The 21,561-nt window shown below is 50.3% G+C and carries 17 protein-coding genes; 4 read left to right on the plus strand and 13 right to left on the minus strand.

The features are described 5' to 3' along the window. The gene (gene nosZ / locus QUD54_RS03800; protein WP_286337632.1) at positions 1-2,604 is read right to left on the minus strand and encodes a Sec-dependent nitrous-oxide reductase; all 2,604 of its coding nucleotides are present in this window, start codon (positions 2,602-2,604) and stop codon (positions 1-3) included. A gap of 586 nt (positions 2,605-3,190) precedes the next feature. Between nosZ (QUD54_RS03800) and QUD54_RS03805 the strand changes: the two genes are divergently transcribed. Next, positions 3,191-3,883, plus strand: a complete 693-nt coding sequence (locus QUD54_RS03805) for a response regulator transcription factor (protein WP_286337633.1) — start codon at positions 3,191-3,193, stop codon at positions 3,881-3,883. On the opposite strand, the gene QUD54_RS03810 is transcribed toward QUD54_RS03805, so the two are convergent. Together QUD54_RS03810 and nosZ (QUD54_RS03815) are read right to left on the minus strand one after the other, a co-directional pair. Further along, on the minus strand, positions 3,880-5,535 hold the full coding sequence (locus tag QUD54_RS03810) for a PAS domain-containing sensor histidine kinase (protein ID WP_286337634.1): 1,656 nt from the start codon (positions 5,533-5,535) through the stop codon (positions 3,880-3,882). The two genes, QUD54_RS03805 and QUD54_RS03810, sit on opposite strands and share 4 nt — an antisense overlap. Positions 5,536-5,726: 191 nt before the next feature. Continuing rightward, entirely contained in the window at positions 5,727-8,330 is a 2,604-nt protein-coding gene (gene nosZ / locus QUD54_RS03815) for a Sec-dependent nitrous-oxide reductase (protein WP_286337632.1), read from the minus strand. Between the two features lie 182 nt (positions 8,331-8,512). Between nosZ (QUD54_RS03815) and QUD54_RS03820 the strand changes: the two genes are divergently transcribed. After that, on the plus strand, positions 8,513-9,043 hold the full coding sequence (locus QUD54_RS03820) for a PAS domain-containing protein (protein ID WP_286337635.1): 531 nt from the start codon (positions 8,513-8,515) through the stop codon (positions 9,041-9,043). Here the strand turns inward: QUD54_RS03820 and QUD54_RS03825 are convergent. Genes QUD54_RS03825 through QUD54_RS03835 form a run of 3 tightly spaced genes read right to left on the minus strand, consistent with a single transcriptional unit; the run spans position 9,040 to position 15,100 of the window. Next, complete coding sequence (locus QUD54_RS03825) at positions 9,040-11,226, minus strand: IGHMBP2 family helicase (protein WP_286337636.1); 2,187 nt, start codon at positions 11,224-11,226, stop codon at positions 9,040-9,042. The two genes, QUD54_RS03820 and QUD54_RS03825, sit on opposite strands and share 4 nt — an antisense overlap. After that, on the minus strand, positions 11,226-12,110 hold the full coding sequence (locus QUD54_RS03830) for a DUF2231 domain-containing protein (protein WP_286337637.1): 885 nt from the start codon (positions 12,108-12,110) through the stop codon (positions 11,226-11,228). The genes QUD54_RS03825 and QUD54_RS03830 overlap by 1 nt, the downstream gene beginning before the upstream one ends. Positions 12,111-12,145: 35 nt before the next feature. Continuing rightward, complete coding sequence (locus QUD54_RS03835) at positions 12,146-15,100, minus strand: MutS-related protein (RefSeq protein WP_286337638.1); 2,955 nt, start codon at positions 15,098-15,100, stop codon at positions 12,146-12,148. Between the two features lie 111 nt (positions 15,101-15,211). Here QUD54_RS03835 and QUD54_RS03840 point away from each other — a divergent pair, with 111 nt between their 5' ends. Beyond that, a complete protein-coding gene (locus QUD54_RS03840; protein WP_286337639.1) occupies positions 15,212-15,928 on the plus strand; it encodes an OmpA family protein in 717 nt (238 codons plus the stop codon). On the opposite strand, the gene QUD54_RS03845 is transcribed toward QUD54_RS03840, so the two are convergent. Genes QUD54_RS03845 through QUD54_RS03865 form a run of 5 tightly spaced genes read right to left on the minus strand, consistent with a single transcriptional unit; the run spans position 15,909 to position 19,963 of the window. Next, positions 15,909-17,678, minus strand: coding sequence for an FMN-binding glutamate synthase family protein (locus QUD54_RS03845; RefSeq protein ID WP_286337641.1), 1,770 nt, complete (start codon positions 17,676-17,678; stop codon positions 15,909-15,911). The genes QUD54_RS03840 and QUD54_RS03845 overlap by 20 nt on opposite strands. A 23-nt stretch (positions 17,679-17,701) precedes the next feature. After that, positions 17,702-18,145, minus strand: coding sequence for an HvfX family Cu-binding RiPP maturation protein (locus QUD54_RS03850; RefSeq protein ID WP_320051787.1), 444 nt, complete (start codon positions 18,143-18,145; stop codon positions 17,702-17,704). A gap of 23 nt (positions 18,146-18,168) precedes the next feature. Beyond that, on the minus strand, positions 18,169-18,846 hold the full coding sequence (locus QUD54_RS03855; RefSeq protein ID WP_286337642.1) for an HvfC/BufC family peptide modification chaperone: 678 nt from the start codon (positions 18,844-18,846) through the stop codon (positions 18,169-18,171). Continuing rightward, positions 18,836-19,642: a DUF692 domain-containing protein gene (locus QUD54_RS03860; protein WP_286337643.1), complete on the minus strand. Its 807-nt coding sequence runs from the start codon at positions 19,640-19,642 to the stop codon at positions 18,836-18,838. Before QUD54_RS03860 ends, QUD54_RS03855 begins: the two co-directional genes overlap by 11 nt. Before the next feature lie 3 nt (positions 19,643-19,645). Beyond that, positions 19,646-19,963, minus strand: coding sequence for a hypothetical protein (locus tag QUD54_RS03865; protein ID WP_286337644.1), 318 nt, complete (start codon positions 19,961-19,963; stop codon positions 19,646-19,648). 207 nt (positions 19,964-20,170) lie between these two features. Between QUD54_RS03865 and QUD54_RS03870 the strand changes: the two genes are divergently transcribed. Next, entirely contained in the window at positions 20,171-20,575 is a 405-nt protein-coding gene (locus QUD54_RS03870) for a rhodanese-like domain-containing protein (RefSeq protein WP_286337645.1), read from the plus strand. Between the two features lie 49 nt (positions 20,576-20,624). Here the strand turns inward: QUD54_RS03870 and QUD54_RS03875 are convergent, their stop codons facing one another. Further along, positions 20,625-21,080: a hypothetical protein gene (locus QUD54_RS03875; protein ID WP_286337646.1), complete on the minus strand. Its 456-nt coding sequence runs from the start codon at positions 21,078-21,080 to the stop codon at positions 20,625-20,627. A gap of 25 nt (positions 21,081-21,105) precedes the next feature. Then, positions 21,106-21,483, minus strand: a complete 378-nt coding sequence (locus QUD54_RS03880; RefSeq protein WP_286337647.1) for a biopolymer transporter ExbD — start codon at positions 21,481-21,483, stop codon at positions 21,106-21,108. Positions 21,484-21,561 lie beyond the last annotated feature (78 nt).

Genomic DNA, 21,561 nt, shown 5'->3' on the forward strand with positions numbered 1-21,561 from the left:
TTAGAACAGATTGGCGTTTTCGTCAACCCATTTGAAGTACTCGATGATATCTTTGATTTCCTCGTCGCTCATGCCCTGGTTCGGCATACGCAGATTGAAATAGTTGATCATCGACTGGATGTATGGATCATTGTATTTATGTTCCGGATTTTTGATGAATTCGGCAACCCATTTCTCACCATTTTCATGGCGCTGGAGAACACCCGTCAAATCCGGTCCGGAAGAGACTTTACCGATGACGTGGCATCCGCCGCATCCGCCTTCGTTGAAGGCGACTTCACCGCGTTTGGCCGCTTCACTCATCGGTGTCGCGACTTTACGGATCAACAGATCTCGTGCACGGATACCGACATCCGCCGTTTTGACCATATACTGCCAGATCATGTTTTCGAACAGAATCGCTTTTTCCAGATCGCCTTTTTTGAAATATTCATCGGCTTTCTTCTTCTGCTCCGGAATCTTGCCGTACTGATCGAGCGCATCTTCCACCAGTTGCTTGACGACCGGATATTTCTCGTAATGGTTCTCTTTGAGAAACTTCACGACACTCTGGATGACTTTGTCGGTCGCGGCGTTGGTCGCGACGATTTTGTCGTATTCCGCTTTGAGCTGTTCGGGCGACATTTTCGCCATTTTCAGTTTCTGGGCGGAGACATATTTCTTGCTCGGGTCTTTGACCAACAGGTATCCCATCATCTCGAGGTGAAGGGCCGAACAGAACTCGGTACAGTAGTAGGGGAAGACACCTTCGCGGTCCGCTTTGAACGTGAGAGCGACCGTTTTACCCGGTTCGAGCGACGCATGGACGTTGTACTGGTCGACGGTAAATCCGTGTGTTTCGTCTTCGGCACGCTCGAGGTTGGTCAGGTAGAACGTGACGGTATCGCCGAGGTTGACGGTGACGTGCTCCGGATTGATGTGGGAGCGGACAACGGTACCGTAGACATAGACATGGTTCCCTTTGCGTACGATTTTCTCCTGTCCCGCAAGCGTTTTACCTTTATGGATCTTTCCGGTAAACGGATTGGTACCCATTTTGTAGCGGACATGTGGATGCAGTTTGCTCGCACGGATCGCGACGGCCTGGTGCGGCTCACCGAGAGGAATCGGCATATCGTACAGAAGTTGCATCTTCTTGCCGCGGATGTCGATCAGCTGGTGGTTCTGCGGATGCAGCGGCCCGATATTGTTGAATCGGTCGATCGCCAGTTTGTTCAGTGCGATGATGTACTCGCCCTGAGGATCTTCGGTTTTACCCTCCATACCGCAGAGGTGGCCGATGTTGTAGTTGACGTTGACGCGGTCTTCGACTTTACAGGTCAGATAGTTCCATTTGACGACCTGGCTGTCGACGTAGAGTGACGTATAGATCTCGCCATCCGTTTTCCACTTCGATCCATACTGGTTGTGGAGTGGCCCGAGGCCCAGTTCCGCCTGGCAGTGTGCCGCTTTCTTCATATCGATGATCGGAATACCATACGGGTCTTTACCGACGAAATCTTTATGATCGATCGCCTTTTTGATCTTGTCCCAACTGTAGACCGTCGCATGGGTATCGAGTTTACCGCAGACGACGATATATTTGCCGTCCGGGCTCACATCGACGCCGTGCGGAGATTTCGGTTCGGGAACCAGGAAGAGCGCGTTGTTCTTGACGGCGACATCGATCGGCACAACTTTATGGCCGTTGATGATCTTGACGTTTTTCGGATTTTCGGCCAATTTCGCCAGTTTCTTCCAGTTGTAGACATGAAGGTAGTCGGTATCGTTACGGCTACATCCCGCTTCGAACGGAGGAAGGCCCTTTTCGATACCGCCGGTATACATTTCGGAGTTGAAGGAGTTGGTGAAGCCCCAGCCGTAGCTCGCCTCTTTACCCGCATCGCTCAAATCCTGCATATAGGGCGGCATCTCGATCGTGAACGACTTTTCCGGAAGAATCTTTCCATGTTTGTGATCAAACTTCCAGACCGTCACACCGCCGCGATAGGTCTCTTTGTACTCTTCCATCGGGTGGTAGTTGTTGTCCAGCGGTGCACCGTACTGGCACGCTTCGAGAATGTACTCGCTATTGGGCGTGAAGAAAGCCCCGCCGTGGTCCGATTTGAAGACCGGGTTGACGACGATCTGCTTCGTCACGAAGTCGGCGAGATCGATGACAGCGATACGCGGATTGGCTTTGTCGTTGATGACGAGCCATTTTCCGTCATATTTTCCGTCGGTTTCGGAAATCGCCGGGTGGTGCGTATCGCCCCACGTGATCTGCTTCCCTCGAATCTTCCCTTGTGCGAGAACCTTTTTCGTATCGTCGTCGTATCCCCACCCCTGCCATGGTTCCGGGGTAAACACACCGATATATTTGAGAATCCTCATGGACGGTACGCCATATACCATGATCTGCCCCGACTGTCCGCCCGAACTGAATACGATATATTTGTCACGTCCGCCGCTTGGCGTATATGTCTTGGCTGCCGCCAGCAGATCCTGCTGCGTCAGTCCCCGCTCTTTCATCACTTTTTCAAGCTCTGAACTCGCGGAGGCCATCGACACACCCACCATCGTTCCGATCGCTACCATCGATAGCTTCTTGACAATCGAACTCATACTGCCTCCTTCTTGAAATATTCTCAACCAAACCACTACAATAAGGTCATGTTCATTGAAAACCCATCGTTTTTGCGAAAGCTGGCTCAAAACAGTTTTCTATTTTTCATGTATAAAGTAGCTGATCTGCAAGATAGCGAGGAGGGGGTAGTATCTTGGATATTGTCATGTGAGGCTTGTCATCTATTGTCACTTGTTGGCGTGCCATCCGTGTCGCAGAGACTACTCTGCTCGATTCACGTCTTACCATACTGTCAAGATACACTATGTCGGAGGGGATGTTCCTGTTTTGCAACAGCCTTGTAAAAACGATGGGTTTTCAATGAACACGACCTTATCGTTTTTAGATCGATTTGGTCGTTTGAACCTTCTTTCAAAACACTCAGACGACTAAACCGACAATTCCAAACTCGATCCATTTTTTCAAAATGGATCCTTGTTAATTCTATGTTAAATACCGACATCACTATTGTACTCCAGTGTCGGTTTCTTTTGAGTCGCTGCTAAAAAAAATCATTAAAAGCGACTCAAAAGAAACTTTTTATCTTGAAAAGTATTCTCTTTTTTTATGATAAAATTGCATCTTATGAAAAATGAAAGTGAACTTGTTCTTAAAAACAGCTCTATTTTACTCGCGGAAGACGATGAAGGATTGAGAGAAATCTTTAAAAAAATCCTTCTTCTTTATGTAGATACCGTTTATGAAGCGAGTAATGGCATGGATGCCTATGAGCTGTACCTGAAACATCGTCCCGACATTATCATTACCGATATAAAAATGCCAAAACTGAATGGCCTCGAATTCATAAAGAGGCTGAGGGAAAAAGACAAAAAAACGCCGGTTATCGTAACGAGTGCCTATGCCAATCAGGAATTGCTGCTTGAATCCATCAAACTCTCTTTGGTCGAATATCTGATAAAACCGATAAAAGAGAGTGATCTCACCAAAGTCCTCACGGACTGTTCCCGAATTATATCCGCGAATGTTCAGACAAATATTCTGATAGAATTGAAAAACGGTTGTCTCTACGACTATAAAAACAAAAATATATCGATAAACGAGAAACAGATCAAATTGACGGCAAAGGAGATAGAGTTTTTCGAGCTTTTGATCGAGCACAGAGGCTCTTTGGTAACGAAACAGACCATAGAAGACAAACTCTATATGTATGATGAAGTCCCTCCTTCCGCCCTTAAAAACCTGGTTTTCAAACTTCGAAAGAAACTGGATTGCGACATCATAAAAACTGTCGGCAAGTTGGGATATATGATCGATTAATCCGGGAGTACCTTCGTCTTTGGAAGGATGATGGTGAACATCGCGCCTTCATCGATGTTACGGGCAGTGATGCATCCTTTGAATTTCTCTTCTATGATCAATCTCGACATATAAAGTCCTATCCCTGTCGAGGGAACCGTTTTTTTGCTTTTGAACGGTTCGAAAATCTCTTCGATCGGTTTGACGATAATTCCTCCAGCGTTATCGGCTATCGTCAATTCCACCTCTTCATCGGAGCGCTCTTTCAATACTATCTTTATTACAGGATTTTGAATCTCTCTCTGTTTTATAACATCGATCATATTTTGCAGAATCGAGAGTACCACCTGGGCCAGACTGTTGATGCTTCCGTAAACGGTTGCACCGCTTCGAAAATCTTTTACCAGTTCGATTTGATTGAGTTTGAATAACGATTCGAGCAGCTTGAGCGCCTGAGCGATCGATTTTTCCGGATGGAATATTTCACGCTTCGATTTTTTATAAAAATCCTCAAAACTTGAAATCGTTTCAGACATAAACGCTATGATCTCTTCGTTTTTGCTTATCTCCTTTTTAAGTTCATCATCTTTCAGTTTTTTTCTTATATACATACAGTTGAAATTCAATTGCGCCAAAGGCTGTCGCCACTGATGGGCAATGATGGCGATCATTTCACCCAAAGCTGCAAATTTCGCTTGTTGCTGTACGATGGTATCCTTGAGTTTCTCTTTGCTGATATCCTGAATGTTCGCCACGATAGAGACATTTTCTTTATCGCTGGTTTTACCGAAATAGATTCTTATAGGGAATACCTTGTTATCTTTCCTCAAACCTTCAAGCTCGAGCACTTCGCCTCTATGTTTCAATTTTCCGCTTTTCATAAAATTGCTCAAGCCAAGGTCATGCAACCTGCGATATTTTTTGGGAATGATCTTTTTAAGAGAATCTTCTCCGATCATCTCTTCTTTTGTATATCCGAATATTTTTTCCGCCATCTTGTTATAGGTTTGCACCTTGCGGTCTTTGTCCAATGCGATAATCGCATTGGCACTCGATTCGATAATCATATTTGAATAATCTTTTTCCGCGGTCAACTCTTTCGTTTTTTTGTTGATGCTTCTGTTGGCAGGCATAAAAATGAAAATAGCTTCGAAAAAGAGCGTTATCAATGTCAAAACGAATATGAAGAATTCGACTTTTTTCAGTTTTTTGGTTTTGATTTCCGCCTCTTTTTGATAGATCGATACCGCCCGATCCAGATCATAAAGAAGGCTCTGCGAATGTTTGAGAACATAATTCAAACTTCTGCCGTCATGATTTTCATAAAAACGTTTTGCATGAAAAAGATACTCTTTGACTCTTTTATCCAAATGAACCGGTTCTTCGAAATAGAGTTTTTTCAATTCGTCCGACATTTTGCTTGAAACGAGCAATCTATGCGAATGCTCCATAAGTTTAATATTTTCAAAGAGGTATTTCGTTTTGTAGTAAATTGAAAACAACGCAATTTTTTGGGAGAGCATTCTTTGCCTACCACTTATATTGATCATTTTACCATCGTCGACCTGACTCTCGATCATATGATTGAGATTGAAATAGGCCAAAGTCGACAACAATGCGATGATCCCGAGTGCCAGGACATATCTTTTGGTAAAACTCAATGCGGTAAGCATTAAAATTATTCCTCTGAATATAAAAAATAGTGATCGTCTACATTCGATTATCGCATAAAGCGTATAAATGTGTACTTTTATGCAAAAGCAATCACCTTATGCTGCTTTATAAAGACGATTGAAAGGGATTTACGTTTAAGGCTGTATATCTTGTAGATAGGGCCCGGGGGAATCCCCGGATCCTGAGAGAATTAGAACAGATTGGCGTTTTCGTCAACCCATTTGAAGTACTCGATGATATCTTTGATTTCCTCGTCGCTCATGCCCTGGTTCGGCATACGCAGATTGAAATAGTTGATCATCGACTGGATGTATGGATCATTGTATTTATGTTCCGGATTTTTGATGAATTCGGCAACCCATTTCTCACCATTTTCATGGCGCTGGAGAACACCCGTCAAATCCGGTCCGGAAGAGACTTTACCGATGACGTGGCATCCGCCGCATCCGCCTTCGTTGAAGGCGACTTCACCGCGTTTGGCCGCTTCACTCATCGGTGTCGCGACTTTACGGATCAACAGATCTCGTGCACGGATACCGACATCCGCCGTTTTGACCATATACTGCCAGATCATGTTTTCGAACAGAATCGCTTTTTCCAGATCGCCTTTTTTGAAATATTCATCGGCTTTCTTCTTCTGCTCCGGAATCTTGCCGTACTGATCGAGCGCATCTTCCACCAGTTGCTTGACGACCGGATATTTCTCGTAATGGTTCTCTTTGAGAAACTTCACGACACTCTGGATGACTTTGTCGGTCGCGGCGTTGGTCGCGACGATTTTGTCGTATTCCGCTTTGAGCTGTTCGGGCGACATTTTCGCCATTTTCAGTTTCTGGGCGGAGACATATTTCTTGCTCGGGTCTTTGACCAACAGGTATCCCATCATCTCGAGGTGAAGGGCCGAACAGAACTCGGTACAGTAGTAGGGGAAGACACCTTCGCGGTCCGCTTTGAACGTGAGAGCGACCGTTTTACCCGGTTCGAGCGACGCATGGACGTTGTACTGGTCGACGGTAAATCCGTGTGTTTCGTCTTCGGCACGCTCGAGGTTGGTCAGGTAGAACGTGACGGTATCGCCGAGGTTGACGGTGACGTGCTCCGGATTGATGTGGGAGCGGACAACGGTACCGTAGACATAGACATGGTTCCCTTTGCGTACGATTTTCTCCTGTCCCGCAAGCGTTTTACCTTTATGGATCTTTCCGGTAAACGGATTGGTACCCATTTTGTAGCGGACATGTGGATGCAGTTTGCTCGCACGGATCGCGACGGCCTGGTGCGGCTCACCGAGAGGAATCGGCATATCGTACAGAAGTTGCATCTTCTTGCCGCGGATGTCGATCAGCTGGTGGTTCTGCGGATGCAGCGGCCCGATATTGTTGAATCGGTCGATCGCCAGTTTGTTCAGTGCGATGATGTACTCGCCCTGAGGATCTTCGGTTTTACCCTCCATACCGCAGAGGTGGCCGATGTTGTAGTTGACGTTGACGCGGTCTTCGACTTTACAGGTCAGATAGTTCCATTTGACGACCTGGCTGTCGACGTAGAGTGACGTATAGATCTCGCCATCCGTTTTCCACTTCGATCCATACTGGTTGTGGAGTGGCCCGAGGCCCAGTTCCGCCTGGCAGTGTGCCGCTTTCTTCATATCGATGATCGGAATACCATACGGGTCTTTACCGACGAAATCTTTATGATCGATCGCCTTTTTGATCTTGTCCCAACTGTAGACCGTCGCATGGGTATCGAGTTTACCGCAGACGACGATATATTTGCCGTCCGGGCTCACATCGACGCCGTGCGGAGATTTCGGTTCGGGAACCAGGAAGAGCGCGTTGTTCTTGACGGCGACATCGATCGGCACAACTTTATGGCCGTTGATGATCTTGACGTTTTTCGGATTTTCGGCCAATTTCGCCAGTTTCTTCCAGTTGTAGACATGAAGGTAGTCGGTATCGTTACGGCTACATCCCGCTTCGAACGGAGGAAGGCCCTTTTCGATACCGCCGGTATACATTTCGGAGTTGAAGGAGTTGGTGAAGCCCCAGCCGTAGCTCGCCTCTTTACCCGCATCGCTCAAATCCTGCATATAGGGCGGCATCTCGATCGTGAACGACTTTTCCGGAAGAATCTTTCCATGTTTGTGATCAAACTTCCAGACCGTCACACCGCCGCGATAGGTCTCTTTGTACTCTTCCATCGGGTGGTAGTTGTTGTCCAGCGGTGCACCGTACTGGCACGCTTCGAGAATGTACTCGCTATTGGGCGTGAAGAAAGCCCCGCCGTGGTCCGATTTGAAGACCGGGTTGACGACGATCTGCTTCGTCACGAAGTCGGCGAGATCGATGACAGCGATACGCGGATTGGCTTTGTCGTTGATGACGAGCCATTTTCCGTCATATTTTCCGTCGGTTTCGGAAATCGCCGGGTGGTGCGTATCGCCCCACGTGATCTGCTTCCCTCGAATCTTCCCTTGTGCGAGAACCTTTTTCGTATCGTCGTCGTATCCCCACCCCTGCCATGGTTCCGGGGTAAACACACCGATATATTTGAGAATCCTCATGGACGGTACGCCATATACCATGATCTGCCCCGACTGTCCGCCCGAACTGAATACGATATATTTGTCACGTCCGCCGCTTGGCGTATATGTCTTGGCTGCCGCCAGCAGATCCTGCTGCGTCAGTCCCCGCTCTTTCATCACTTTTTCAAGCTCTGAACTCGCGGAGGCCATCGACACACCCACCATCGTTCCGATCGCTACCATCGATAGCTTCTTGACGATCGAACTCATACTGCCTCCTTCTTAAATTTTCCTGAGATAACAGGCTGAATTCCCTATTTAAATAGAAAATTCAAACTGCATGTTAAAATAATAGTTAATTCTTTGTTAATTTTTCTTGACTTATGTCAATAATTTATCGCCATGTTTATAGTATAAATAATTTAAACTAATCTTTTGAGAAGGATCCGAATATGCAACACGAACGACCGCAACCCCGGAATGAAGAGATTCAACTCGACAATACCAAATATATCGAAAGCGAGACCGATACGAAAGGAATCATTACCGGCTGCAACGACTACTTTGCCGAAATATCAGGTTATACAAAAGAGGAGCTTATCGGACAGCCGCACAACATCGTCCGCCATCCGGATATGCCGAAAATCGCCTTCAAACTGCTCTGGGACCGCATCAAGCAAGGGAAAAATATCACGGCCGTCATAAAGAACCTGGCCAAAGACGGCCGATACTACTGGGTCTTCACCCATTTCGAGATCATCCGTGACATCAACACGAAAGAGATCACCGGCTACAAAGCCTACAGAAAAGCGGTATCGAAACATATCAAAGAGCTTCTCGACCCTCTTTACAAAAAATTGACGGAAATCGAAAAAGAGGGCGGCATGGAAGCGAGTGAAAAGGCATTGAACGAATTTTTACGCCAAGGCGGAGAAGATGTCACCTTCGACAATCTGATGGAGGAGATCTACAGGTTCTATTAATCGTTAAAAAGGCGTATCGATGCGCCTTTTTGGGTCTTCAGCCAATCGAACAGCCGATCGAACGGATCGTGGGCTTCGAGGGTCGGTCTATTGCCGATCATAATGAGTTTCGTTTTGGCGCGTGTCATCGCGACATTGAGGCGGCGTCTATCTTTGACGAAGCCTATCTCCTTTGCGATGTTCGCACGGACAAATGAGATGACGATTGCCTCTTTCTCACGTCCTTGAAATCCATCGACACTCTTGACTTCCACCTTCAATCCTTCCGTTTCGAGCATCTGACGAATTCTTTTGACCTGTGCCAGATAGGGTGTGATAATACCGATCTCATCTGCCTCGACGCCCCCTTCAAGCAACGCTTTGACCGCATTCATCACCCATTCGGCCTCGACGGGGTTTTCATACGAGGTCGCACGCGGCTGCAAAACTTCATCGGCATCGAGATCCACGGTATCAGCAAAAAGGAGTGGAACGTCGGGGGCGAACATCTCTGCAAGCAACCTGCTCTCCGGTACCTCTTCCAGTCTCAATTTTCTATGGGCTACGCTCTCGTCCGCTTTCAGCTTTCCTGCGTACATAAGCAGGTTCGGAAACTCCATGATCTTCTCGTTCATCCGGTACTGCACTTCGAGCATAGTCTGCGGCGTATCGCTGCGCTCCATCAACCGCTCGAAGAGAGAGTGTTTGAGAATGTCGAGATTACTGATCACCGTCGGAGGGAGCTGTTTATGGTCTCCGGCGAGAACCACCTTTTTCGCCCGCATCATCGGTAGCAGTGTCGAAGGCTCCATCTGCTGACTCGCTTCGTCGATGACGGCGACATCGAACGTGAAGCCTTCGAGCATTTCGGCACCGATCATCCCGTTCGTCGAGAGAACGACATCGGCACCGCCGATAATATCGCGGATAATGGAGGTTTCGAGTTCGCGGATGGCAGCGTAAAAACGCTCGACCTTCTCATCCTCTTTGATCCACTGTGCCATCGACTGGATCGTTTTCACATCGACGCCACGGTACGCTCTTCCGGTCGCGGCCAATGTCTTGACACGCTCTTTCGACATTCCCCGCAGGCGTGCCTGCGTCGGCTTGCTGTACCGGTTACGTACTTCGACCAGTTTCTGGGCATCTTCGAGCATCGCTTTGACTTTCTGTGTCCGTGGGTCGGCCTCGATACGCGAAAAGAGTGCATACTTCTCGAGCTTCTCGCCGACACGGGCCGGATGGCCGATACGCACGAGATCGATGCCCTCTTTTTCCGCCAGTTTTTCGAGCATGTTGTCGACCGCCACGTTCGAATCCGCCGCTGCGAGCACCTTTTTCCCGGCTTTGACGAACTGTACGACCGCTTCGACGACCGCCGTCGTCTTTCCGGTCCCGGGTGGTCCGTGAATGAGTGCGATCTCTTTGGCGCCAAGCGCCTTTGCGACAGCGACATGCTGTTTCTCGTTCAATCGCTCGTTCTGCGAATCGAAAGAGACGATTTTCGCCGGTTTTGCAACTGCCAGTCCCAGCACGATATCGCGAAGCTGCGAAAAGGGAGACTCGATGTGGCGTATTCTCTCCAGATTGTTTTCCATCCGCTTGAATGTCACGTCGTTGACGAAAAGATCGAGTCTGACACCCTCCTTCACCCATGGCGGCGGTTTCTGCGAAAATGCAACCTCCACGAAGTTTTTCGCCACATGCATCACCGTGGCCGTGAGATCGCTCTTGAGAGGATCACCCCGGCTGATCAGCACGATATCTCCACTGCCGATCTCCGTTTCGATGATCCGGTCACGGCTGAAACGGTAGAGATAGAGATCGAACTTCCGCCCCACACTCCGTCCCCTGAGCCCCAGAATCGCCCGTCCGTAGACTTCTCGCTCTTTCCCGCTTATGGAGCGAATCTCCCTGATCTGCGCATCCATCTCCGCACGCCGCTCGACATCGATCAGCCCCTTGTACTCTTCGATATAGGCATGGATCGTTTTGATGCGATGCTCGAGTTCTCGGCTCGGTATCATGACTTTGGGAAGTTTGAAGTAGCTCTTCTTCGTAGGGATGTAGAGAACCCAACCGTCACCCTCGTAAATGCGGGCGATATTGGCGGGTTTGATTTTATGGCGCCGAAGTTCCCGAGAGCGCCGCCTCTCGTCCAAAGAGGCGGGAAGGATAAAAGGAAGTGGCCGCTTGGACGCCATCAGTGGGTCGGAATATGGACCGGTGTCGTATTTTCCGATTCGCTCTCATGGCTCGGTGCAGCTTCCTCTGCCGGGGCGCTTTCGTGCTCTGCAGGAGCCGTTTCGTGACTTTCTTGGGCGGGGGCGGATTCTTCATGCGTCTGTGCCGGTGCACTCTCGTGTTCCGATGCGGCAGGCGTTTCATGAGTACTCTCTTGCTCCGGCGCCGCTTCGTGTTCAGGCTCAGAAGAACTCTCTTCAGACGCGGGCGCCGCGTTTTCAACTTCTGCCGGAGCGGCCTCCTGTGATTCTGCCGGTGCGGCGGCACCCTCTTCCTTCGCGGCGCACTCCTCTTTCACTTTTTTCAATTCCGCTTTCAGGTCGTCCAGATCGTACTGCATATCATCGAGTTTGTTCTGTACTTCGGTCACGGCTTTGACGTTCACACCGTACTCGTAAACCAATTCACCGCCATCTTTGCCCTGCTTGAACATGACACCGATAAAAACGACCAGAAAAACGAGGAAAAAGTCACGCGCCCAGCTCTTTTTGACGAGCATCGCCAATGCTTTGAGAAGAAAAAGGATCAGCGTCCCGTAAACGAGATAGGTACCGAGCAGTTTGTGAAACTTCAACTCCTCTTTCGCTTCCGGCGTGAGCAGCGCAAAGGCTTCCGAACCGTCCGCTTTACCTGCAAAAAAGGCACCGATATAGACGATTATCAGCAATGTAAGCAAAAAGAGCGATGTGATGCTCACAGCCGGTTTTTTCGCTTTGATGTTGACCAGTTCGATCAACAGTACGATAATAGGGATCGCGATCGCGAAATGGACGAAGATCGGGTGGACCAACAGAGGCACTTCAAACGGAAGCTGTACCGGGATATCGATGGCAGGCAGACTCATGGGATCTCCTTAATATTTTGGATTAGTAGCAAAGATTATACATCATTTTCACTGTAGCGCAACTGTAACCCGGCATCGGTCATCACAAATCCCTGAATAATCACTCTCCCTTCGTGAACCATCTTGTGATGCTTCTTACATAAAGGAATCAGATTGTAGCGATGGTTTTGATGAAAATGGCCGATGCGCCCCGCTTCATCCGCTTCCGCTTGTGGGGCGATATGGTGGACCTCATCGACCGGTGCACCGCAAAGCGCACAGCTGCTCAGATAGAGCTCTTTGTTGTAGCGGCTGCGCTTCTTCTTTTTCAGCCGCTTCAATCCCCTCCCCTCATCGCCAAGCAATTCACGAATCTCGTAGGCGGTCTCGATGAAGCTCTTGTCCATATGAAGCGACTTCGCAAACTCCAGCCCATAGAGTGTGCTTCCCACGCCTGGCATCAGTTTCCTGTTGTAGACGAGAGCGTCTTTCGCTTCGTCATATTCAACCCCGAGATGTAAAAAGACAATCCCCCTCAGCTCGGTTACGGTTTTCAGTTCGGTCAGTTTGTGTAGATGCGTCGCGACGATAAAGAGCGTATCGAGCTGATAGAGCCGTTTCACCGCACTCGCCACGATCGCCAGAGCCGATTCCGTTTCGGTTCCGTGGCTGATCTCGTCACCCAGCACCAGTGACCCGCGACCGGCACGGTTGAAAATATTTTTGAGCTCCATCATTTCGATCGCGAAGGTGCTGAGCCCTTTGTAAAGGTTGTCTTTGCTGACGATGCGGGTAAAGAGCTTGTCGAAAAGGTGGAAGCGCATCGAAGCCGCCGGGACAAAGAAGCCCGCCTGCGCCATGATAACCGCCATACCGACACTCTTCATCAACGAACTCTTGCCGCTGGAGTTGATGCCATAGAGCAGGACCCCTTTGACGGGCTGACCGTCGCTCGACTGCAGCGTGACGTGGTCGTGTTCGAGCGTTTCGGGCAGATCGCCCATCAGCAGGTCATTCGGGATGTAGATACCGTTCTCTTCGCGCGATTCGATCAGCGGATGGCGAAGCCCGACAAACTCCAGCGTCTGCTCCTTTTCCGATTGTCGGCCGAGAATTTCAGGCCGGGCATAGTTGTACTGCTGCGCCGCCCGAGCCGTCGCGATCGCCACATCGAAACGTCCGACAAATGCGATAATCTGCTCCAGCAGCTGCGCATAACGCTTTTCGAGCAGTTCCAGCGACTCGACATAACTCTGTTTTATCAACGCCACGATACGTGCCTGGTTGGCCATTATCACCTTCGAGATGTCGTCGATCAGCTTCGACGTGATCTTGACGCTGTTTTTGAGCTTTTTGTAGTTGAAGTCACGCAGAAAGTAGTGGTTGCCCTCCAGCAGCAAAAAACTCTCCATCAGATCCTTCTCGATCATCCCGAAACGGGTACGGGTGACATTCAGGAAGTACCCTTCGCTCTCGAGCCACCCGATGCCGACATACTCCGTATCGTTCTTTTCGCCCCGTTCGAAAAAATTTTCGATATGCAGCCGCACCGCTTCCAGTTTGTCGAGCTCTTTTCTGTTCTCCTCGACAATCTGGTCGACAAAGAGATTGATGCCGGGCTGAAAGATGTTGCTCTCGATCTGGTCGCGGCGATATTTTCCGCACTCTTCCAGCACGAAGGTCTTCTCCAGCTCCCGTGCGAAACTCTCGATCTGCACCCGCAGATCCTCTTCGACTTCGACACCCACACCTTTGGCTTCCCATACCAGCTGTTCGAGGGCTTTGAGCGAATCGTGCAAGTAGACGATCTCGAACGGATGGAGCTTGCCGAGCTTGATGCGCCGCAGAATGCGCTCGAGGTCGTATACCTCTTTGAGGGTGTTGGAGAAGTTCTGGGTATGCTCCGTCACCTTCTCGGCCAGATCGTAGCGGCGTCTCAGCTCCTTTTCGTCGCAGATCGGGTTCAAAAGCCGCTCTTTGAAGAGGCGCTTGCCGATGGCGGTGGAGGTGAGGTCGATGAGTTTGAGAAGCGTCATCTCGTCCGGGTCACGGCTGATGACGTTGAGCTGCTCGAGCGCATTGTTACCCAGATAGACGAAATGCTGCCCACCCAGGAAAACGGGACGGTTCATCTTCTCGATCAGCGCCGCGTCATGCTCGATGATGAAATCGATCAGCAGTGAGAGCGACTCCGAGGCGTAGGGGTACCGCTCGAGATCGAGATACTCGATGGGGCTCAGAAACGAGCGGATGCCGTAGACGTTGGCGAAGAGTTCGTTCTGGTAGGCGATCTTGTGGCGCGTCTTTCCGACCGTATAGCTGATGTGCCCCTCGATCTCCAGATAACGGACGATCCATTCCGAATCGATCGACGCGTCGTTGAGCGTGAGCAGCAATTCGGAAGTGTTGTAGCTCTGCAGCTGGTTGAAAATCTCGTCGAGCGCATAGGTTTTGTCCTCACGCGTTCCGTGGACTTCGTTGAGCCACGTTTTGCCGGTGCTGACGTCAATGGCGCTGTAGCCGCAGGAGTAGATCCCTTTGTTGATGTCGACGATAAGCGAAACGATGTAGTTTTCGCTTGGCTCGACCAGGTAGTCGAAGTTGGTTCCGGGTGAAAGGATGTTGGCGATGTAGCGCTTGACGTTCGGCGGTGCCCCCTTCTGACGCACCAGAACGATCGTATATTTTTTGCTCTGTACGAGTCGTGAGAGATAGCGGTCGAGCGAGACGGCCGGCACACCCGCCATCATGGGGTTGGCGACGGAATTTTCAAGAATCGTTTTGTTTTTGCGCGTCAGCTGGATATTGAGCAGTTCGGCGATCTCTTTTGCTTTACCGACTTTCAGCTCGTCATTGTTGACTTCATAGACTTCGAAAAAGGTGCCAATCTCCATTAACACGACCGTATCGGAGCCGTATTTGGCTTCGAAAATCTTCTGAAGTTCAAAATAGATATCGGTCAAAAGCCGCTTTTTGTCGTTTAAAAGCTCGTTGATCGCCTCAATATGCACCCGTTTTTACCTTCAATTAATATGGAACGATTATATCGCATAGCGACTTTTATTTACGTTTGATTCACAAAAAAGGGCTATAATCTTTAAAACCAAAAGCAGGAGCAATCCATGAAGTTTCCAACCCAAGCGGTTTCGTTTTCGCTGGCTGCACTTTTGATCTTCGGCGGATGTGCGGCCAAAAACGGCGAAGCGCCGAACGATGCCGAGCACACCAAAGAGGGCGTTCTGATAGGCACCCTCGTCGGAGCGGCACTCGGTGCGGTGACAAGCAAACATCATAAGGGGAAAAACGTGGCGATCGGCGCCGCGATCGGTGCCGCGGCCGGCGGAGCGATCGGCTACAGTCTCGACAAACAGGCCCAGGAGGTCGCCGACTCGATGGATACCGACGTAAGCGCCAACGAAAAAGAGGCCGCCAAACATCGAGACATCATCGTCACTAAGCACGACAACTATGTCAAGATCACCTTCAAAAGCAAAATGATGTTCGAAACCGATGCGGCCGATCCGACACCGGAAGCGAGAGAGAAGATCGCACGCCTTGTGGATGTTTTGAAAAAATATCCGAATACCATCGTTCAGGTCGTAGGCCATACCGACAGCCGCGGATCGTACGACTACAACCTCAAGCTGTCACAAAAACGCGCTTTCAATGTCGCCAATATGCTCAAAAACCTTGGTGTCACCAACCAGATATACGCCAGAGGTTGTTCTTTCAGCAAGCCGCTGATGCCAAATGACTCTCCCGAAAACATGGCGATCAACCGCCGTGTCGAGATCTACCTCTATCCGAGCGAGGATAAAGTTATCGACGCCTGCCGCTGAGATGCAGGCGTGACCTGAAGTAATCCTCGATATCGTCATAGATGTATCCGTCCGGATCTTTATAAAAAAGATCGGATCTTTCGACCTCGTCGATCGAATGCTTGCCCATAACCGCCAAAAGGCCGACAACCCCGTCGACAAGCCTTTCGTGATAACGGGCGATATGGCGTGACTTCTGCTCGACCAGAAACGACGCACGCCTGCGCCTATCCTGTGTCGCCAACCCCACCGGGCAGTGGCGGCCGCCCGCTCCGCTGCACTCCCTGGCACGGATACACCCCGCACTCATCATAAACCCTCTGGCGATTCCTACAAGATCGGCACCAAGCGCCTTGAGCACGACGACGTCATCCGGTGTCAGCACCTTTTCACTGCCGATCAGCTTGACCTTCTCCCTGACCCCGGCATCACGCAGCGCTCTGTCGGCGATATGGATCGCCTCCTGGATCGGCAGCCCCACCCGCATCATCGTCTCGAGCGGTGCCGCTCCGCTGCCGCCGTCGCCGCCGTCGATCGTCAGGAAATCGGGATAGGCCTGCGAGCCCGATTCGACCCTCACCCGAATCTCCTCTACGATCGGATCGATACCCTCCCGCGACGAGATGACGAGCTTGATCCCCGCCGGCTTGCCGGAGAGTGTTTTGAGTTTCCCGAGAAAATCGAAAAGGGCAGCGACCGAATCGTAATAAGGAAAACGGTCGGGACTGAAGAGATCTTCGTGCGGCTCGACACCGCGGTAGTAAGCGATCGCGTCGGTCACCTTCACAGCCAGCAGTTTCCCGCCCGTCTGCTTGGCCCCCTGGGCGAGCTTGATTTCACTCATCCTGCAAAAGCGCATCACTTTCTCGTAACGCACTTCGTCGAACTCCCCCTTCCCATCGCGGACCCCGTAGAGCCCGCTGCCGATCTGAAAGACGATATCCGGAAGGTCCTCCAGTACCGTTTCCGGAAAATCGGAGAGCGGACGGCTCCAGTCGACTCTGAAACAGGCCATATGCTTTCTGTCGAAAAGAAAGGTCTCGGCCTCCTTTTTCGGAAGAACGAGGGCACGGTAGAGATCGACCGCGGCCACGTCGTTGAAAAAGAAGCCAAAGAGGTAGTAGAGACTCTTTGCGAACCACGTCCCTTCGTAATACTCGAACCACTTCTGGCCACGGGGATCGCATCGATGCGTATAGAAGAAATTGGTCGTCAGGCTCCCCTCTCCCGTATTGATGGGGAATCCGCCCAGATACGCCCCTTTCGCGAAGGCGCGTGTCGCTTCCGGCGAGATCGCACCGTCACTCATCGCGCTTCGTCCGATGATGGAGCGTGATCGAAACGGCGTTTCGCACACCTCTCCGAACGTCACCCAAAAACGGCGGTCCACCTCCTCTTCGTTCAAGACGCGCGAAGCGTTTTTCAACCCGAAAATTCCGGTCGCTATCGGCTGGCCGGGCGAGAACGAGGCAAGCAGGGCACGCCCTTCAGCCGCGTCGTAGACCCACTTCACCTTATCGAACGATTCGTAGAATTTCTCGTCACCGAAATATTGGCGCATCGGATCGCGGATCAGGTAGAAGAAGTAGCGCAACCGTCCGATCAGCGGATAGTTGATCAGCAGCTGGTTCTCCCGCTGCACGAAACGATCGTAGATCAGCACCAGCAGCGCGACGATCATCGCGACGATCGCGGCGACTTTGAGCAGAAACATCAGAAGCGGAAAGCTGAATACATCGGCCCGCCGGGTAAATTCGAGGAACTCTTCCATGTTCTATCGATCAGAAGAGACGCTTACGCGTCCTCTTTGAAGATCATACGGTCGAGACTGAAACGCCCCGGACCGTGCGCCACAAGCGCGAAAAGCATGATCATATAATAGAGCGGTATCTCGAAACCGTTCTCGCCTGCGGAGAAGCCATGCGGCAGATGCACTGTGAAGATCGCCACCATCATCACGACGATCAGTGGCACCGAGATGAGGCGTGTCAGGAATCCCAGTGTCAGCAAAACGACACCTGTCAGCTCCGTCGTCGCCGCCATATATGCATTGAGTGTCGGAAACGGCATGCCCATCGAGCCGAACCATTCAGACACGGCCGAGATGTCGCTCCACTTCATCATCGCCGGTTCGTAAAACCCGTAAGCGAGAATCAGACGAAGAAAAAGGAGCGAAACACTTTTAAAATAACCCGCCGCTCTTGAAAATTCGATATATGCCTCTTTAAGTGCCATCATGGCCTCCTTCGCTGTGGGTACCGCTATTTCGGCACCAAAACTCCAAATTTCAGGAGTCGTTTGAGTCCTTTCGCAAGAACCGCTTCGGCATCTTCGACACAGAGTCCATAGGTTTTGGACAACTGCTTTACAATCTTCCCGAGCGGCCGCTTGCCGTCGCAGCGTTCAAGAAGATCACCCATGAAAGGTGTCAACGCCATCCATGCCACACCGCCCAAAGGGGTCTGGTATATGGCCACCCTGTAGCTGCCTTCTGGTTTGAAACGCCCGTACATGACGGGGTATTTCAGCTCTTCGATACGGGCACATCGGCCCAATCGATAGCGTTTCGAAAAATCGACCTTTCGGGCGCGGGGCTTTTTGCAGGGCACCATCGTCAGCGCTATCAGCGTCCACTCGAACCGGAGCAGATCCTTCAGCCACTTTCGTTTTTTCATTTTCGAAACCGCAAAGCGGCGAAACGCTTTGGGCATCTTCCACATAAAGGGGGACTCCGGCCCGCTGGCGATGAAGGCTTTGACCAGTTTTTCCCACTTTTTTTCACTCAGCTGTGCCCGAAAGAGCGGATAAGCCGCGCGGAGCGTTTCGTCGAACCGGTAGAAGATCAGCTTTTCGTAAATATCTCCATTGGTGTACGCATCCGTTTGTGCCGACCGTACCGACTTGAAGAAACGCTCCTGAATCTCTCTTTCACGCCGCATGGTGGATCTCCCGCATCCTCTCGAACTCTTTCATCAACGTCTCCAGCGGTGGAACGTTATTGTCGCGCTCGAGCATCACCGGGAGCCTTTTTTTCGCCATCACATACGCCATCAGATCCCACACCTCCTCTTTGACCGGCATCCCGTGCGTATCGATAAAAAGATCGTCCCGATATTCGAGATGCCCCGCGATGTGGCAGTAGGCCACACGCTCCAGATCGATCGCATCGATGAAAGCTTTCGCGTCGAAACGGTGGTTGAAACCGTTGACGAAAACATTGTTGATGTCCAGAAGCAGCTTCGCTCCGCTACGCTCCAAAATCGCGCCGATGAACGCCGTCTCGTCCATTGTCGACTCAAGCACCGTGTAGTAGGTGGGATTTTCGATGATGAGCGGGCGCTCGAGAATCTCTTCGATACGGGCGATCTTTTCCGTGACCGCATCGGCCATCGTCTCCGTCATCGGAAGCGGCAGAAGTTCGTAACTTTGAACACCGTCGAGCGACGTGAAGCTCAAATGCTCCGAATAGTGTTCGATGCCGTAGCGCTCCAGAAATTTTTTGAGCCGTCCAAGATGGATAAGATCGAGACTGCCGACATCGCCGAGTGAAAGGGACAATCCGTGGGCGACGACGGGAAACGCTTCGCATATTCGCTCGAAACGTTTCGCCTCTTTCCGGTTCAGGTGCATCATATTTTCAGGCACCACCTCAAGAAAGTCGATACGCTTCGCGTACGAGGGTATCTCGTCGATGAAATCGTCCCGAAGCCCCAGTCCGCATCCTTCGACCATCATCGTCTACTTCATGCTCCCGCCGCATTTTCCGGCGCCGCACTTGCCCTTCATCTTTTTCTTCTCCTCCTTCATTTCACCGCCACACTTCCCTTTGCCTTTTTCTCTCATCTCCTCTCTCGTTTTTGCACCGCATTTCCCTTTCATCTCCGACTTCATTTCACCTCCGCATTTTCCTTTGCCTTTCTCTTTCATCTTCTCTTTCATTTTCGATCCGCATTTCCCGGATCCGCAGCCATTCATACCGGCGACTGCAACGGTCGTCCCCGCAGCCATCGCCCCCAAAATCACTGTCATCGCTTTGCGTCGGTTCATCTTTGCCATCTTCGTTCCTTTTTTATTGAGATAATGTATTGTATTTACCAATTGTGCAAGGAGTGTGTAGGTTCACGATTTCGAGATTCGGTAATGGGACCGATTCGACGGTCGCGGAAAACAGAAAAACGGAAACAGGTTTTTTAACACACAATTTAGGTTAACTTCATTATAATTAATATCTATAGAAACAATAACTTTGAAAAAGGAGAGAATATGTCAACACTGGATCAAAACATCGTCGAAAGAGTCGAAGCGGCGATCGCGCTCGACAAAGAGAAACCGGGACTCGGAAATGTCGATATGGAAAAAGGGATGGAGCTGATACGTGAAGTGGGCGCTGTTTTGCTGGATGTTCGTCCGCCGGCCAAAGTGAGTGGCGAAAACGCCGAAGAGGCCGATATTCCGGATGCCTACTACACCCCTTATACGGAATTTACGACCTATCTCGACATTCTGCCGAAAGACAAAACGACACCGATCCTCGTAGCATGCCTCAAAGGCTGGTTTGCCAACCGGGTAATGGGGTACCTCGAAGCCCTGGGCTACGAAAATGTCTATGTCCTCGGCGCCAACATCGAAGATATGATCGCCGCGCACAAAGCACACGTACAGAAGTAGTTTTCGGCCGCGCCAAACGCGGCCTGTCCGAAGCGAAAGAAAAAAGAACCTATTCCGTCAATGACGAAAAATCGGCCGAACCATAAATCTTTCGAAGCACTCCGATATCTTCCTTTACATAATCTCCGTTTTTGACACGCTCCAAAAAGTAGGAAATATAACGTTTCGCCCCACGTGAATCACCGAGAACCGCCGATGCCAAAGCGGCATACTCGGCAGCGAAATCGTGTCCATGCTTCAAAGCGTTTTTGGCCGAAGCCAGCGCCTTTTTGGGTTCTCCAGCAAGCAGAAAATACCATGCCGCCTTGGCACGTGCCCCATCGATATCGACACTCTCGGCATACGCTTTGCAGTAGTGCTGTTTCGTCAGATCACCCTGACGCTTGACATAATAGTCACATTGTAGCATGAGTTTTCCGACACTGCATCCTTTGCACTCCGCAGCTTCCACATTCAGTATTGTCCCTGAAACGAAGAGTGCCGCAATTAAAAAGAATTTTCTCATCTCTTTCTCCTGAAGTTTTTGCCGATCACTGCTTCGTTTCGATGCTGACTTTCTCGAAGCCGTTCGATTTAAGCAGATCGATCACTTTTACGAAGTTTTGAAACTGACTTTTGGCATCGCTGCGAATCAAAAGTGCATCTTTTTTGGGATCGAGTGAAAGAATCTTTTTCCGAAACGCTTCGAAATCCATTTTCCTCTCCTCGAAATAGAAGTTGCCGTTTTTGTCGATTACGATGTTTTTCATCTTTTCGATCGGGGCATTCCGACCGCTCGCCTCGGGAAGATCGACCGGGATGGTCCCCTTGCTCACGAACGAAGCACTGGTGAGTACGATAACCAGCAAAACCAGCATAATGTCGATAAACGGAAGGACGTTGATCTGGTCGAACTTTCGGATCTTCACGACATCCCTTTCTCGGGGTATTGAGATTCGCTTCGCGAATCGGCATCGGAGATTGGATGTTGGAAATGGATGTCACAA

Origin of the sequence: Hydrogenimonas cancrithermarum (genome assembly GCF_030296055.1) — a bacterium.
Taxonomy (GTDB): Bacteria; Campylobacterota; Campylobacteria; order Campylobacterales; family Hydrogenimonadaceae; genus Hydrogenimonas; species Hydrogenimonas cancrithermarum.

Coding starts and splice junctions, on each gene's coding strand:
- QUD54_RS03805 (WP_286337633.1), top strand. CDS start 3,191: ATGAAAAATGAAAGTGAACTTGTTCTTAAAAACAGCTCTATTTTACTC.
- nosZ (WP_286337632.1), bottom strand. CDS start 8,330: ATGAGTTCGATCGTCAAGAAGCTATCGATGGTAGCGATCGGAACGATG.
- QUD54_RS03845 (WP_286337641.1), bottom strand. CDS start 17,678: ATGGAAGAGTTCCTCGAATTTACCCGGCGGGCCGATGTATTCAGCTTT.
- QUD54_RS03825 (WP_286337636.1), bottom strand. CDS start 11,226: ATGGCGTCCAAGCGGCCACTTCCTTTTATCCTTCCCGCCTCTTTGGAC.
- QUD54_RS03865 (WP_286337644.1), bottom strand. CDS start 19,963: ATGGCAAAGATGAACCGACGCAAAGCGATGACAGTGATTTTGGGGGCG.
- nosZ (WP_286337632.1), bottom strand. CDS start 2,604: ATGAGTTCGATTGTCAAGAAGCTATCGATGGTAGCGATCGGAACGATG.
- QUD54_RS03830 (WP_286337637.1), bottom strand. CDS start 12,110: ATGAGTCTGCCTGCCATCGATATCCCGGTACAGCTTCCGTTTGAAGTG.
- QUD54_RS03875 (WP_286337646.1), bottom strand. CDS start 21,080: ATGAGAAAATTCTTTTTAATTGCGGCACTCTTCGTTTCAGGGACAATA.
- QUD54_RS03820 (WP_286337635.1), top strand. CDS start 8,513: ATGCAACACGAACGACCGCAACCCCGGAATGAAGAGATTCAACTCGAC.
- QUD54_RS03840 (WP_286337639.1), top strand. CDS start 15,212: ATGAAGTTTCCAACCCAAGCGGTTTCGTTTTCGCTGGCTGCACTTTTG.
- QUD54_RS03860 (WP_286337643.1), bottom strand. CDS start 19,642: ATGATGGTCGAAGGATGCGGACTGGGGCTTCGGGACGATTTCATCGAC.
- QUD54_RS03850 (WP_320051787.1), bottom strand. CDS start 18,145: ATGATGGCACTTAAAGAGGCATATATCGAATTTTCAAGAGCGGCGGGT.
- QUD54_RS03870 (WP_286337645.1), top strand. CDS start 20,171: ATGTCAACACTGGATCAAAACATCGTCGAAAGAGTCGAAGCGGCGATC.
- QUD54_RS03810 (WP_286337634.1), bottom strand. CDS start 5,535: ATGCTTACCGCATTGAGTTTTACCAAAAGATATGTCCTGGCACTCGGG.
- QUD54_RS03855 (WP_286337642.1), bottom strand. CDS start 18,846: ATGCGGCGTGAAAGAGAGATTCAGGAGCGTTTCTTCAAGTCGGTACGG.